This window comes from Cellulomonas septica (genome assembly GCF_012396155.1).
In the GTDB taxonomy this organism is placed as follows: Bacteria; Actinomycetota; Actinomycetes; order Actinomycetales; family Cellulomonadaceae; genus Cellulomonas; species Cellulomonas septica.
On sequence record NZ_JAAXOY010000020.1, the window covers coordinates 1 to 14,236 of the forward strand.

The window sequence follows — 14,236 nt, forward strand, 5'->3', positions numbered from 1 at the left end:
ACGGCGCCTGACCGCGCGCGTCCCGGCAGGTGGCGGGCGTCGGCTCGGCCCCGCGCGCTCGGTACGATGCCCGACGTGACGACTCCTTCGCCCGACCGTGTCGACCTGTCCGCCCTCATCAAGGCCTACGACGTGCGGGGGATCGTCCCCGAGCAGCTCGACGCCGGCGTGGCGCGGGCGATCGGTGCGGCGTTCGCCGACGTCGTCGTCCTCCCCGAGGCGACCGGCCGGCCGCGGGTCGTGGTCGGCAACGACATGCGGCCGTCGGGCCCGGCGCTGGTCGGCGCGTTCGCGGAGGGCCTGACCGCGCGTGGCGTCGACGTCGAGCTCATCGGGCTCGCCTCGACCGACGGGCTGTACTTCGCGTCGGGCTCGCTCGACGTCCCGGGCGCGATGTTCACGGCCAGCCACAACCCCGCGGAGTACAACGGCATCAAGCTGTGCCGCGCGGGCGCGCGTCCGGTGGGCCAGGACTCGGGCCTCTCGACGATCCGCGAGCTCGCGGGCGACTACCTCGCGTCGGGCGTCCCGCAGGTCGCCGACGACGCACGCGGCACCGTCACGGAGCGGGAGATGCTCGCCGAGTACGCGGGCTTCCTGCGCACCCTGGTCGACCTGTCGGGCATCCGCCCGCTCAAGGTCGTCGTCGACGCCGGCAACGGCATGGGCGGCTACACCGCGCCGGCGGTGCTCGGCACCGGTGCCGGCCTGCCGGAGCTGCCGCTCGACGTCGTGCCGCTGTACTTCGAGCTCGACGGCACCTTCCCCAACCACGAGGCCAACCCCCTCGAGCCGGAGAACCTGCGGGACCTGCAGCGCGCGGTCGTCGAGCACGGCGCCGACATCGGCCTCGCGTTCGACGGCGACGCGGACCGCTGCTTCGTCGTCGACGAGCGCGGCGAGCCCGTCAGCCCGTCCGCGGTCACGGCCCTCGTCGGGCTCCGCGAGGTCGCGCGCGAGCGCGCCGCGGGCCGGACGCCGACGGTGATCCACAACCTCATCACCTCGATGGTCGTGCCGGACCTCGTCACGGCGGCGGGCGCGAAGACGGTCCGCACGCGCGTCGGCCACTCGTTCATCAAGGCGGAGATGGCCCAGCACGAGGCGGTCTTCGGCGGCGAGCACAGCGCGCACTACTACTTCCGCGAGTTCTTCTTCGCCGACACCGGCATGCTCGCGGCCCTGCACGTGCTCGCGGCCCTCGGCGGCCAGCCGCACCCGCTGTCGGCGCTCGCCGACCAGTACCAGCCGTACGTCGCGAGCGGCGAGATCAACTCGCGCGTCGAGGACGTCGCCGCGGCGCGCGCCCGCGTCGTCGAGGCGTACGTGACGCAGCAGGGTGCCGGCCCGGTCGAGGTCGACGAGCTCGACGGCCTGACCGTGTCGCACTGGGACGGCCAGCCGCAGTGGTGGTTCAACCTGCGGGCGTCGAACACCGAGCCGCTGCTGCGGCTCAACGTCGAGGCCGCCGACGAGGACATCATGGAGAAGGTGCGCGATGACGTCCTCGCGCTCGTGCGCCAGGGAGAGGACGCCTGATGAGCACCGACGCCACCCACCCGCTCGAGCCGTGGGCGCGCGACCTGCTGCGCTGCCCCGTGTCGGGCGCGACGCTCGTGGACGCGACCGGACCCGACGGCGAGCCGCTGCTCGTCTCGACCCACCCGACGGAGCCGCTCGCGTACCCCGTGCGCGACGGCATCCCGGTGCTGCTCGCCGACGAGGCCCGCCCGGCACCCGCTCGCTGACGCGCGCCCGTCCGCGCGCGGCGCGCTACCGTCGCGGGCCGGGACGGACCGGACGTCGTGGGGCAGGATGGGCACGGGCGACGCAGCCCGGCTCGGCCCGTCTCATCCTGCGAGGTGCGCATGGCGAGGTTCAGCGAGGTCCCCGGTCGGTACCAGGTGCGCGACCTCGCGCTCGCGGAGGCCGGCCGCCACCAGGTCCGGCTCGCCGAGCACGAGATGCCCGGCCTCATGGCGCTGCGCGCCGAGCTGGGACCGTCGCAGCCGCTCGCGGGCGCCCGGATCAGCGGCTCGCTGCACATGACCGTGCAGACCGCGGTGCTCATCGAGACGCTCGTCGCGCTCGGCGCCGAGGTGCGGTGGGCGTCGTGCAACATCTTCTCGACGCAGGACGAGGCCGCCGCCGCGGTCGTCGTCGGCCCGCACGGCACGGTCGACGCCCCGGCCGGTCCCGCGGTGTTCGCGTGGAAGGGCGAGACGCTCGAGGAGTACTGGGCATGCACGCAGCACGCGCTGCTGTGGCCCGACGGTCGCGGCCCGGACCTCATCCTCGACGACGGGGGAGACGCGACGCTGCTCGTGCACGAGGGCGCGCGGTACGAGGCGTCCGGCACGGTGCCCGACGTGCCCGCGCCCGGCGACCCCGAGCACTCGCTCGAGCTGGTCGTCGTGCGCGAGCTGCTGCGCCGGTCGCTCGTCGAGGACCCTCAGCGCTGGACGCGCGTCGCCGACGGGATCGTGGGCGTCTCCGAGGAGACGACGACGGGCGTGCACCGGCTCTACCAGCGTGCCGAGGCGGGCGACCTGCGGTTCCCGGCGATCAACGTCAACGACTCCGTCACGAAGTCGAAGTTCGACAACCGGTACGGCATCCGGCACTCGCTGCCCGACGGGCTCAACCGCGCGACGGACGTGCTCATCGGCGGCAAGGTCGCGTTCGTCGTCGGCTACGGCGACGTCGGCAAGGGGGCCGCCGAGGCGCTGCGCGGCCAGGGAGCGCGCGTGATCGTCTCCGAGGTCGACCCGATCTGCGCGCTCCAGGCCGCGATGGACGGCTACCAGGTCGCACGGCTCGACGACGTCGTCGGCGAGGTGGACTTCGTCATCACCGCGACCGGCAACCGGTCCGTCGTCACCGTCGAGCACCTCACGGCCCTCAAGGACAAGGCCGTGGTCGGCAACATCGGCCACTTCGACGACGAGATCGACATGGCCGGGCTCGCGGCGTACCCCGGGGTCCGGCGGACCGAGCTCAAGCCGCAGGTGCACGAGTGGACGTTCCCGGCCGACGACCGGACGGGCCGCGGCGAGCGGTCGGTCATCGTCCTGTCCGAGGGGCGGCTGCTCAACCTCGGCAACGCGACCGGCCACCCGTCGTTCGTCATGAGCACGTCGTTCGCGAACCAGGTGATCGCGCAGGTCGAGCTCTGGACGCGGCAGGGCGCGTACGACCGTCAGGTGCACCGGCTCCCGAAGGTCCTCGACGAGAAGGTCGCGCGGCTGCACCTCGACGCGCTCGGCGTGCGGCTCACACGGCTCACGAAGGACCAGGCGGCGTACCTGGGCGTCGAGGTCGAGGGCCCGTACAAGGCCGAGCACTACCGGTACTGACCTCGGGGGGCGCGTCGCGCGCCGGCGTCAGTCGACGGGGTCGGGCACGCCGTGCGGTGCCGGGGCGGGGGGTGTGGCGAGCGCGCTCACAGCTCGTCCTCCTTGAGCATCTGCCGGATGTAGAACCCGGTCAGGGCGAGCGTGATGACGAGCATGATCGTGGCCAGCGCACCGGCCTTCGAGAACTCGTCCGAGTACGAGTAGATGAGGGTGCCGAGCAGGTTGGTGTCCCGCGTGGGCGCACCGGCGCGCTGCAGGACGTAGATCTGCGTGAACACCTTGAGGTCCCAGATCACCTGCAGCAGCAGGACGATCGACAGGACGGGCCGCATGATCGGGATCGTGATGCTCCAGAACCGCTGCCGTGCGGAGGCGCCGTCGAGCTGCGCGGCCTCCATCGTCTCCTCCGGGACCTGCAGCAGGCCCGCGTAGACGGAGAACACGACGAACGGCACCGACATCCACACGACGATCACGGTCGCGACGACGTAGAACGACGCGGGCTGGACGATCCACGAGTGGCCGGCCATCGAGTCGATGCCGAAGACGTGCACGAGCACCCAGTTGATGACGCCGTACTGCGTGTCGAACAACCACTGCCACACCGTCATGGACGCGAGGACCGGCGTGCCCCAGGCGAGGAGCAGCGAGACCTGCAGCGCGGTGCGCGCCGCCCGGCCGACGCGGGACATGAGCACCGCGAGCGCCATGCCGATCACCATCGTGACGGCGGCGTTGACGAGGCAGAACGCGATGGACCGCGCGATGACCGTCCACACGTAGGGGTCGGACAGCAGATCGGTGTAGTTCTGCAGGCCGACCCACTCCGCGGGCTGGCCGAACTGCTGGCGCAGCCCGTACTCCTGGAAGGAGATGACGAACTGCCGGACGAGGGGGTAGCCGAGGGCGACGGCGATGACGGCGGCGGCGGGGACCAGGAGTCCGTAGACGCCGAGCTGGGGGCGGCGACGGCGGACCGGTGTGGTCGGGGCGTCGGGCGCGTCCGTCGCGAGGGCGGTGGCTGCCATGCGGGAGTGCTCCTTCGCAGGGTGCGGCCGGGCCGGGGCTGTGCGCCGGCGGCCCGGCCGCGCCTGACCGGGGCCGGCCGGGTCCGCTCCTCGCGGGGCCCGGCCGGCCGGTGGATCAGTTGAGCGTGTCCTCGAGGAGCTTGTCCGCGTCCGCCGCGGCCTGCTCGACGGGGGTGCCCGTGGCGATCTGCTGGAAGAAGTCCTCCAGGATGCGGTCGCCCTCGACGTCGGCCCACTTCTCGGCGGCCGGCGTCAGCTTGGCGTTGATCGCGGCCGAGACCGCGGCCTGGGCGTAGACGTCGTCACCCATCGACGACGTGTACTCGGTGTTGCCCGGGATGAGGCCGTTCTGGCCGAGCATCTGCTGGAACTCGGGCGAGTAGATGATGCGGATGAGGTTCTTCGCGAGCTCCTGGTTCTTGGACTTCGCGGCGACCGCGATGTTGGAACCACCCGCGAAGGCGGTGGCGAACTCGCCCTTCGTGGTGCCGGGCATCGCGAAGATGCCGGTGTGCTCCTCGTTGCAGGTCTGCTGCTCACCGCGCAGCGCCTTGGCCTCGTCGGAGGTGTCGTCGGGGTCGACGCCCTTGTTGCACTGCGGCAGGTCGATGCTCCAGCGCGCCCACGTCGGCGCGGAGAACATCGCGGCCTGGCCCGCGTTGAACGGGACCCACGGCTCGTTCGAGTCCGCGTCGGCCGGCGCGTTGGTCGCGTTCGCGAACAGGTCGGCGACCTGCTCGAGACCCTCGACCGACTTCGGGTCGGACAGCGCGCCCTTCCACTGGTCGCCGTCCTGCACCGCGAAGTCGCCGCCCGCGGTGTAGAGCCAGGTCGCGCCGTTGTACCAGTCCTGGCCGGGGAACCAGAAGCCGGAGACCGCGTCGGACTGCAGCTTCTTGGCGGTCTCGTTGAACTCGGCGAGGGTGGTCGGCACCTCGACGCCGGCCGCCGCGAACATGTCCTTGTTGTAGAACACGGCACGGGCGCCCGAGTAGTACGGCAGGGCGTAGTTCTTGCCGTCGACCATGCCCGCGTCGACGAAGCCCTGGAGCAGCTTCGCGTCGCCGACCTCGGTGTACAGGTCGCTGATGTCCGAGAACGCACCCGCGTAGGTGAACGTCGCGGACTGCGTGTTGCCGATCTCGACGACGTCCGGGGTCTGCTCCTCGGAGGCGAGCGCGGTCTGCAGGCGCGGCACGAGGCCGCTCCAGTCCTGCTCCTCGATGACGAGCTTCGAGCCGGGGTTCTCCTTCTCGAACGTCGTCACGAGGTACTCGCGGAGCGCGTCACCGGTGTCGGTGCCGTTGAGCCACAGCTTGATCGTGGCCGGCTCCGGGGTGCCGTTGCCGGTCGCGTCGTCGTCCGAGCCTCCGTCACCCTGGCTGCACGCCGTCAGGGTGAGCGCGGCTGCCACGCCGACGGCCGCGAAACGTAGCATCTTCACGTTGGGGTTCCTCCCGTGAGCGAGGCGAGCGCCGAACGGCGTCGCCGGGGTGGTGATTCCGACTGCAACGGGTCGGCTCGGGGTCGTCACGTGACCCCGAGCTGACCTGACAGGACGAGGACCGTCGCGCCGGCGAGGGTCCCGTCCTCGTCGAGTGAGCCCATCCGCAGCGCCAGCCCGTCGCCGATGACGGGCATGGTGCGGGTGCGGAGGGTGGCGAGCGCCGACTCGCGGAGAGGGCCGTCCAGCAGCTCCGAGGGGCCGGAGAGCAGGACCTCTGCGAGGTCGAGCGCGCTGACGACGGGTGCGAGGGCGATGCCCAGCAGCCGTCCGACCGACGCCAGCTCGGCGTCGGAGTCCTGGGGGTCGCGTCCTGCGGTGCGGCGGCGCAGCGCGGGGACGGAGAGCACGGTCTCGAGGCAGCCCTCGCGGCCGCACGCGCACGACGCGGGCCGCTCGGGGGTGTCGCCGTCGAGGACCGTGACGTGGCCGATCTCGCCCGCGGCGTGGTGCCGGCCGAGCACGAGGGCGCCGTCGACGACGATGCCCGCGCCCACGCCCTGACCGACGGTCACGACGATCGTGCCCTTGCCGCTCGCGTCGCCGTACGTGAACTCGGCGAGCGCGCGCGTGTTGGCGTCGTTCGCGACGTGCACGGGGACGCCGAGCGAGTCGGTGAGGCGCGCGGCGAGCGGCACGCCGTACCAGCCGCGGTTGGGCGCCTGCACGACGACGCCTGCGGGGTCGATGACACCGGGTGACGCGATGCCGACGCCGATGACGGTCCGCTGCGCGGCGCCGAGCAGGTCGCGGCACAGCGCGTCGAGCAGCTGGACCGCGTCCTCCCCCGTGCGGCCGTCGAGCGGCACGGAGCGCCGGGCGACGACCGAGCCGTCGAGGTTCATGACCGCGCCGTGGAGGCGGGTGTCGTCGGTGAGGTCGACGGCGACGACCTGGTAGGCCTCGGTGCGCATCCCGACGAGCGTCGCGGGCTTGCCCACCTTGCCCTCGGCGCGCACGCCGAGCTCCTCGACGAGGCCTTCCGCGATGAGCTCCGCGACGAGCCCGGAGACGGTGACCCGGGTGAGCCCGGTGCTGCGCGCGAGGTCGGCGCGCGAGGACGGGCCGACGTGGAAGAGGTGCGCGAGGACCATCGACCGGTTGTGCGCGCGACCGTGCTCGGGCAGCGCCTTGGCCGTGGGACGCAGCGCGCGTCCGACGGGCCGGGCGGTCCCGCTGCCGGCTGCCGAGCCGGGCGTGGTGGTCGTCGTCACGTTTGTTAGTAGAGCGTCCTTACTAATCTCGGTCAAGTGTCCATCTGTGACCGTGACCACATCGTGACCGACCGTTCACACGGCCGACTCGCGGCCGGTCGGGCCGTCACGCGCCCGACATCTGCGCAGGTGGGAGCGCGTCCAGACGCTCCCACGTGCGACGACGCCACGATCGTGGTAGCCGACGCTCGGAACAGTGCGGCACCCTCCCACGTTGCACGACGCATGGAGCTCGGCCTCTACACCTTCGGCGACGTCCACCCCGATCCCACCTCCGGCGCAGTGGTCTCCCCCGCGCAGCGGCTGCGGGAGATCCTCGAGCGCATCCGGCTCGCCGAGGACGTCGGCCTCGACTACGTCGGCATCGGCGAGCACCACCGCCCCGACTACGCGATCTCCTCCCCCGCGACCGTGATCGCCGCGGCGCTCGCGCAGACGTCGCGGATCACCGTCGGCTCCGCCGTCACCGTCCTGTCCACCGAGGACCCCGTCCGTGTGCACCAGCAGTTCTCGACCATGGACCTGTACTCGGGCGGTCGCGTCGAGCTGCTCGCCGGACGCGGCTCCTTCATCGAGTCCTACCCGCTGTTCGGGGCGTCCCTCGACGACTACGACGCGCTCTTCGACGAGAAGATCGGCCTGCTGCTGCGCCTCGACGAGGCCGAGCGCACCACCTGGACGGGCCGGTTCCGCGCGCCGCTCGACGACGCCCTCGTCCTGCCCCGCCCGCTCGACAAGCCCGGGCTCGGCCCCCACCTGCGCCTCGCGATCGCCACCGGCGGCAACCCCCGCTCGTCGGCGCGCGCCGGCACGCTCGGCCTGCCCGTCTCCTACGCGATCATCGGCGGCCAGCCCGCGTCGTTCGCGCCGCTCGTCGACCTCTACCGCGAGTCGTACGCCGCCTCGACGCGGCCCGGGCGCCCCGAGCAGCCGTTCGTGTCCGTCGCCGGCATGGGCTTCGTCGCCGACGACCCGCGCGCCGCGCGCGACTTCTTCTACCCGTACTGGCACGACTCCCTGCGCCGGATCGCGTCCGAGCGCGGCTTCGCGCAGCCCAACCGGATCGCGTTCGAGTCGCAGGCCGCGCGCGGCGGCGCCTACTTCGTCGGGCACCCCGAGGAGGTCGCCGAGCGGATCGTCGCGCTGCACGGCGTCCTCCACCACGACCGGCAGGCGTTCCAGATGGACCTGTCGGGAGTGCCGCACGCCGAGTCGATGCACGCGATCGAGCTGCTCGGCACGCGCGTCGCGCCGCTGGTCCGGGACGCGCTGGGCTGACGTCCTCGCGCCGTGGCGGCTGCGCGCGGCCGCTGTCAGGCCTGCGCGCGGATCCGGCTCGCCGGACGGTCGACGAGCACCCACGTCACGGCGGCCAGCACCAGGGCGACGAGGACGACGGACGGCCACGCGCCCAGGTGCGGCGCCAGCAGGTGCGACACGACGAAGCACGCGGCGGCGACGACGAGGACGACGACCGTGCGCACCGGCCCGGCCGGCCGCCACGACCGCACCGCGCACCACGCGCCGCCGGCCAGCAGCACCGCACCGCCGAGCGCGCGCACGTCGGTGACCTGCGCGACCGCGAACCCGACGACGAGCGTCAGCGCGGCGATCAGGGCGGTGGGGATCCGGTGCACCGGGTCACGGTACCCGCGACCGACGTGCGGGCGGACCGACGGACGTCCCGTGCGACCGGTCCGCGGCGCGCACTAGGTTGGGACGGCCAGCGCGGTCGCGCACCCATCACCCGCTCCGAGAGGGAGACCCGTGTCCTCGCACCCCATCGACGCCACCAGCACGAGCGCGTGGCAGGACCTGTCCGCCCACGAGGCCGAGCTGCACGCCGACCTGCGCGGCTGGTTCGCCGCGGACCCGGCCCGCGCGGAGCGCCTGTCGTTCCCGCTCGCCGACCTGCACGTCGACCTGTCGAAGAACCTCGTGACCGACGAGACGCTCGCGCTCCTGGTCCGGCTGGCCGACGAGGTCGGTCTGAGCGACCGGCTGCAGGCGCAGCTGCGCGGCGACCACATCAACGTCACCGAGGACCGCGCGGTGCTGCACACGGCGCTGCGCCGGCCCGCGGGCGCGTCGCCCGCGCTCGTCGTCGACGGGCAGGACGTCGACGCGGACGTGCAGGCCGAGCTCACGAAGATGTTCGCGTTCGCGGACCGGGTGCGGTCGGGCGGGTGGACGGGCGTGACCGGCGAGCGGGTGCGCACGGTCGTCAACATCGGCATCGGCGGCTCGGACCTCGGGCCGGTGATGGCGTACGAGGCGCTCAAGCCCTACGTGCAGGACGGCCTCGAGGTGCGGTTCGTGTCGAACATCGACCCGACCGACCTCGCGGAGAAGGTCAAGGGCCTGGACCCCCGCACGACGCTGTTCATCGTCGCGTCGAAGACCTTCGGCACCCTGGAGACGCTGACCAACGCGCGCCTCGCACGCGACTGGCTGTGGCGCGAGCTCGGCACCGAGGACACGGACGAGGCCCGCAACGCGGCCGTCGCGCAGCACTTCGTCGCGGTGTCGACCGCGCTCGACAAGGTCGCGGCCTTCGGCATCGACCCGGCCAACGCGTTCGGGTTCTGGGACTGGGTCGGCGGCCGCTACTCGGTCGACTCGGTCATCGGCACGTCGCTCGCGATCGCGATCGGCCCCGACGCGTTCCGCGAGTTCCTCGCGGGCTTCCACGCGGTCGACACCCACGTCGCGACCACGCCGTTCGCGCAGAACGTGCCCGTCCTCATGGGCCTGCTCAACGTCTGGTACGTCAACTTCCTGGGCGCGCACACGCACGCCGTCCTCCCCTACGCGCAGTACCTGCACCGCTTCCCGGCGTACCTGCAGCAGCTGACGATGGAGTCGAACGGCAAGTCGGTCCGCTGGGACGGCAGCCCCGTGACGACGCAGACGGGCGAGGTGTTCTGGGGCGAGCCCGGCACCAACGGCCAGCACGCGTTCTACCAGCTCATCCACCAGGGCACGCGCCTGATCCCGTCGGACTTCATCGCGGTCGCGAACCCCGCGCACCCGCTCAAGGACGGCGAGACCGACGTGCACGGGCTGTTCCTCGCGAACTTCTTCGCGCAGACGAAGGCCCTCGCGTTCGGGAAGACCGCCGACGAGGTGCGTGCCGAGGGCACCGCCGAGGACATCGTCCCCGCGCGCGTGTTCTCCGGGAACCGGCCGACGACGTCGATCCTCGCGCCGTCGCTCACGCCGTCCGTGCTGGGCCAGCTCATCGCGCTCTACGAGCACATCACGTTCGTGCAGGGCGTCGTGTGGGGCATCGACTCGTTCGACCAGTGGGGCGTGGAGCTCGGCAAGAAGCTCGCGCTCGAGATCGCGCCCGCGGTCGAGGGCGACACGTCCGCGCTCGACGCGCAGGACCCGTCGACGAAGGCACTCATCGCGAAGTACCTGGAGCTGCGCGGCTGACGCACCCGCTGCCCGCTCCCCGAGGGGCGCCGCCCGGACCGCCGGGTGGCGTCTCTCGGTGCGTTGCCCGGCGGTGTCCGTGCAGGTCAGCCAGGGTCTGCCGACGGACATCGCCGCGTCCGGCACAGCCCGTGACGCAGTCGGGACGGGTGTCGGAAGTCTGGACCGGTAGAGCCATGAGAAACGTCTCATAGCCGCGCCGCTGGGCGATTTGCGGTGGTTGGGTGTCCCAGCAATCGCTTTCCTGACCCGGAGGTCGTCCATGACATCCCGCCCCACGCGCCGCGCCCGCCAGGCCGTCGCGCTCGCCGTCGCCGGCGTGCTCGCCACCGCGACCGCCCTCGCCGTCGCCCCCGCCGCGTCCGCGGCGACGCCCGACGGCAGCGCGACGTACGTGCTCGTCAGCCGCAAGAGCGGCAAGGTCGTCGACGTGCAGGGCGCCTCGACGTCCGACGGTGCCGCGACCGTGACCGCGAACCGCACCGACGCGCCGTCGCAGCAGTGGCAGTTCGTGTCCGTCGGCAGCGGCTGGTACGAGCTGCACAACCGCGCGTCCGGCAAGGTGCTCGCGGTCGCGTCGGCCGGGACGTCCGACGGTGCCGCTCTGGTCCAGGCGACCGACCAGAGCAGCTGGTCGCAGCAGTTCTCGCTCGTCGACCAGAGCGACTACGTGCGCCTCGTCAACCGGAACTCGGGCAAGGTCGTGTCGATCGCCGGCGCCTCGACGTCCGCCGGCGCGGCGATCGTCCAGCTCACGGACGGCAAGTCGTACCACCAGCAGTGGCAGCTCGTGAAGGTGGGCTCCGGCAGCACGCCCACCGCCACGTCGACCCCGAAGCCGACCGCGACGTCGACCCCGAAGCCGACGGCGACCGCGACCTCCACCCCGAAGCCCACGACCACGTCGAACCCCGGCTCGTTCCCGTCGTGGCCCACGGCGAAGGGCGAGAAGAAGGTGTCGTCGACCATCTCCGTGAGCGGCACGCTCGACGGCGGGCTCGTCCGCTACTACGGCATCTCGTCCGGCGGGCAGAGCGAGTCGCAGCCGCCGATGTTCCTGCTGTCCGACGGGGCCGTCCTCAAGAACGTCATCCTCGGCTCGGGTGCGGGCGACGGCGTCCACTGCACCGGCACGTGCACGCTCGAGAACGTGTGGTGGGAGGACGTCGAGGAGGACGCCGCGACGTTCAAGGGCACCTCGTCGTCTCAGGTCATGACCGTGAACGGCGGCGGCGCACGGTCGGCGTCCGACAAGGTGTTCCAGCACAACGGCCCCGGCACGTTCGTCATCACCAACGTCCAGGTCTCCGACTTCGGCAAGCTCTACCGCTCGTGCGGCAACTGCTCCAAGCAGTACGCCCGCACGGTCGTCGTGCGGGACGTGCAGGTCACCGCGCCCGGCAAGTCGCTCGTCGGGATCAACTCCAACCTCGGCGACAAGGCGACGATCAGCGGCGTCACGATCATCGGCGACTCGTCGAAGAAGATCGCGATCTGCGAGGAGTACAAGGGCGTGACGTCGGGCGAGCCGAGCAAGGTCTCGTCCGGCCCGTCCGCGGCGTGCGGCTACTCGACGTCGTCGCTCACCTACCGGTGAGCCGCCCCCGGCGCGGACCGGTGACTGGTCCCGCCTGACGTCCCGCACCACCGACGGCACCGTCCCACGCTCCCGGGACGGTGCCGTCGGTCGTCGTCGGCCCGCCGCGGCGGGGCGTCGGCGCGGTCAGTGCGTGAAGCGCTCGGCGCGCTCGACGACGCGTCCACGGTGCGGGGCCTCGTCCCAGGTATAGACCGTGCAGCCGTCGATGAGGACGTGCTCCGCGCGCGCGTGCACGTCGAGCGGGTCGCCCGACCACACGACGACGTCGCCGTCGCGGCCCGGCTCGAGCGCGCCGACGCGGCCGTCGAGCCCGAAGAACGACGCGGGGTTGGTCGTGAGCGCCTCGAGCGCGGTCTGGCGTGGCAGGCCCTCCTTCACGGCGAGCGTCGCCTGGTGCACGAGGAAGTTGATGGGCACGACGGGGTGGTCGGTCGTGATCGCGACGCGCACGCCCGCGGCCGCGATGGCCGCGAGGTTCTCGATCGCGCGGTCGCGCAGCTCGACCTTGGAGCGGCTCGTGAACATGGGGCCGAAGATCACCGGCACGTCGCGCTCGGCGAGCACGTCGGCGATCTTGTGCGCCTCGGTCCCGTGGTTGACGACCAGGCGGTAGCCGAACTCGTCCGCGAGGCGCAGCGCCGTGGCGATGTCGTCGTGCCGGTGCGTGTGCTGGTCCCACACGAGCTCGCCGTCGAGCACACGGGCCAGGGTCTCCATCGCGAGGTCGGGCTTGAACGGCTCACCCTTGGTCGCCGCGGCGGCCCGCGCGGCGGCGTAGTGCCGGGCCTGGGTGAACGCCTCGCGGATGACCAGGGCCGTGCCGAGGCGCGTCGACGGGAGCTGCTTGCGCTCGCCGTACACGCGCTTCGGGTTCTCGCCGAGCGCCGACTTCACGCTCACCGCCGCGGAGATGACCTGCTCGTCGACCGTGCGGCCGCCCCACGTCTTCATCGCGACCGACTGACCGCCGATCGGGTTGCCCGAGCCGGGCTTCACGACGACCGACGTGATGCCGCCGACGAGCGCGTCGCGGAAGCCCTCGTCCTCGATGTTCACGGCGTCGACCGCCCGGACGCCCGCGGTGTTGGGCGTGACCATCTCGTTCGTGTCGTTCCCGGCGGCGCCCTCGCCCTCCTCGTGCAGGCCGACGTGCGCGTGCCCGTCGATGAACCCGGGTAGGACCCAGCGCCCGGTCGCGTCGATCACGCGCGTCCCCTCGGGCACCTCGACGTCCGTCCCGACCGCGGCGATCCGGCCGTCGACGACGAGCACCGTGCCGCCCTCGACCGGCGGCCCCGACACCGGCACGACGTAGCCGCCGGTGATCGCGACGTCCTGGGCGCCGATCCCGATGGTCGCCGCGACGTTGGTGACCGCGGTCATCGCGCCCGCGCACATGCGGTCGACCGCGTAGCCGGGGACGGTGCGGGGGAGGCCGGCGAGGACGCCGACCGTGCGGCCCAGGGTCAGCCCCTGGTCGCCCTGCTGGGTGGTCGCGGCGATCGCGACCTCGTCGACGCGCTCCGGCGGGAGGTCCGGGTGGCGACGGAGGAGCTCGCGCACGGTCTTGACGACGAGGTCGTCGGCGCGGGTGTGGGCGTAGAGCCCGTCCTTGCGCGCGCGGCCGAACGGGGTACGGACCCCGTCGACGAAGACGACGCGGCGGGCGACGGGCGGTCGGGCGGATGCGGTCGGCATCGGGCCTCCAGGCGTGGACGACGGTGTCCGGTGACGGGTGCGGGTCCCGCCGGGACGGGACCGCTGGGGCCGACGCTACCGGGACCTAGGTCCTACGTCAGCCGAAGTTACCGAAGAGTAACACCGCGTTCTCGGGAGCTCTCAGGCCCCGGGCAGCCCGGCGAACGCCGTCGCGAGCCGCTCCGCCAGCAGCTCGACCTGCCACGCGCGCGCACCACCCGTCGCGAGCGCGTCGGCGATGGTCGTCGCGTCCAGCGGGCGCGGCGGCGCCCAGCACAGCCGGCGCAGCAGGTCGGGCTGCAGCAGGTTCTCCGCCGGGACGGCATGGGTCTCCGAGAGCTCGGCCACGACGTCGCGGGCAGCCGCGAGGCGCGCCGCCGCCGCCGGGTCCTTGTCCG

At 72.6% G+C, this 14,236-nt stretch carries 11 protein-coding genes and 1 pseudogene; 6 read left to right on the forward strand and 6 right to left on the reverse strand.

The genetic code is table 11. The annotated features are described in order from the left end of the window. Positions 1-66 precede the first annotated feature (66 nt). From HGA02_RS02155 to ahcY, 3 genes are all read left to right on the forward strand, one after another. Positions 67-1,539, forward strand: coding sequence for a phosphomannomutase/phosphoglucomutase (locus HGA02_RS02155; RefSeq protein ID WP_168677059.1), 1,473 nt, complete (start codon positions 67-69; stop codon positions 1,537-1,539). Beyond that, positions 1,539-1,748: a Trm112 family protein gene (locus HGA02_RS02160; RefSeq protein WP_168677061.1), complete on the forward strand. Its 210-nt coding sequence runs from the start codon at positions 1,539-1,541 to the stop codon at positions 1,746-1,748. The genes HGA02_RS02155 and HGA02_RS02160 overlap by 1 nt, the downstream gene beginning before the upstream one ends. A 120-nt stretch (positions 1,749-1,868) precedes the next feature. Continuing rightward, positions 1,869-3,356, forward strand: coding sequence for an adenosylhomocysteinase (gene ahcY, locus HGA02_RS02165; protein WP_168677063.1), 1,488 nt, complete (start codon positions 1,869-1,871; stop codon positions 3,354-3,356). A gap of 86 nt (positions 3,357-3,442) precedes the next feature. On the opposite strand, the gene HGA02_RS02170 is transcribed toward ahcY, so the two are convergent. The 3 genes from HGA02_RS02170 to HGA02_RS02180 form a co-directional block, all read right to left on the reverse strand. After that, a complete protein-coding gene (locus tag HGA02_RS02170) occupies positions 3,443-4,384 on the reverse strand; it encodes a carbohydrate ABC transporter permease (protein WP_124343838.1) in 942 nt (313 codons plus the stop codon). A gap of 115 nt (positions 4,385-4,499) precedes the next feature. Beyond that, on the reverse strand, positions 4,500-5,822 hold the full coding sequence (locus HGA02_RS02175) for an extracellular solute-binding protein (RefSeq protein ID WP_168677075.1): 1,323 nt from the start codon (positions 5,820-5,822) through the stop codon (positions 4,500-4,502). Positions 5,823-5,914: 92 nt separating this feature from the next. Next, positions 5,915-7,102 carry an ROK family protein gene (locus HGA02_RS02180; protein WP_168677077.1) on the reverse strand — a complete coding sequence of 396 codons (1,188 nt, stop codon included), beginning with the start codon at positions 7,100-7,102 and terminating at the stop codon, positions 5,915-5,917. Positions 7,103-7,327: 225 nt separating this feature from the next. Between HGA02_RS02180 and HGA02_RS02185 the strand changes: the two genes are divergently transcribed. Then, positions 7,328-8,380 (forward strand): LLM class flavin-dependent oxidoreductase, encoded by a 1,053-nt coding sequence (locus HGA02_RS02185; RefSeq protein WP_168677065.1) that lies wholly within the window; start codon positions 7,328-7,330, stop codon positions 8,378-8,380. A 35-nt stretch (positions 8,381-8,415) separates the two neighbouring features. Here HGA02_RS02185 and HGA02_RS02190 read toward each other — a convergent pair whose 3' ends face one another. Continuing rightward, positions 8,416-8,739 carry a hypothetical protein gene (locus tag HGA02_RS02190; RefSeq protein ID WP_168677067.1) on the reverse strand — a complete coding sequence of 108 codons (324 nt, stop codon included), beginning with the start codon at positions 8,737-8,739 and terminating at the stop codon, positions 8,416-8,418. Positions 8,740-8,869: 130 nt separating this feature from the next. Here HGA02_RS02190 and pgi point away from each other — a divergent pair, with 130 nt between their 5' ends. Continuing rightward, entirely contained in the window at positions 8,870-10,540 is a 1,671-nt protein-coding gene (pgi, locus tag HGA02_RS02195; protein ID WP_168677069.1) for a glucose-6-phosphate isomerase, read from the forward strand. A gap of 262 nt (positions 10,541-10,802) precedes the next feature. Next, on the forward strand, positions 10,803-12,137 hold the full coding sequence (locus HGA02_RS02200; RefSeq protein WP_168677071.1) for a pectate lyase: 1,335 nt from the start codon (positions 10,803-10,805) through the stop codon (positions 12,135-12,137). 126 nt (positions 12,138-12,263) lie between these two features. Here HGA02_RS02200 and HGA02_RS02205 read toward each other — a convergent pair whose 3' ends face one another. Further along, positions 12,264-13,838: an amidohydrolase family protein gene (locus HGA02_RS02205; RefSeq protein ID WP_168677073.1), complete on the reverse strand. Its 1,575-nt coding sequence runs from the start codon at positions 13,836-13,838 to the stop codon at positions 12,264-12,266. Between the two features lie 141 nt (positions 13,839-13,979). Then, a pseudogene (locus tag HGA02_RS02210) lies at positions 13,980-14,236 on the reverse strand (ribonuclease D); the annotation flags it as partial.

Coding starts and splice junctions, on each gene's coding strand:
- HGA02_RS02155 (WP_168677059.1), top strand. CDS start 67: ATGCCCGACGTGACGACTCCTTCGCCCGACCGTGTCGACCTGTCCGCC.
- HGA02_RS02160 (WP_168677061.1), top strand. CDS start 1,539: ATGAGCACCGACGCCACCCACCCGCTCGAGCCGTGGGCGCGCGACCTG.
- ahcY (WP_168677063.1), top strand. CDS start 1,869: ATGGCGAGGTTCAGCGAGGTCCCCGGTCGGTACCAGGTGCGCGACCTC.
- HGA02_RS02170 (WP_124343838.1), bottom strand. CDS start 4,384: ATGGCAGCCACCGCCCTCGCGACGGACGCGCCCGACGCCCCGACCACA.
- HGA02_RS02175 (WP_168677075.1), bottom strand. CDS start 5,822: ATGCTACGTTTCGCGGCCGTCGGCGTGGCAGCCGCGCTCACCCTGACG.
- HGA02_RS02185 (WP_168677065.1), top strand. CDS start 7,328: ATGGAGCTCGGCCTCTACACCTTCGGCGACGTCCACCCCGATCCCACC.
- HGA02_RS02200 (WP_168677071.1), top strand. CDS start 10,803: ATGACATCCCGCCCCACGCGCCGCGCCCGCCAGGCCGTCGCGCTCGCC.
- HGA02_RS02205 (WP_168677073.1), bottom strand. CDS start 13,838: ATGCCGACCGCATCCGCCCGACCGCCCGTCGCCCGCCGCGTCGTCTTC.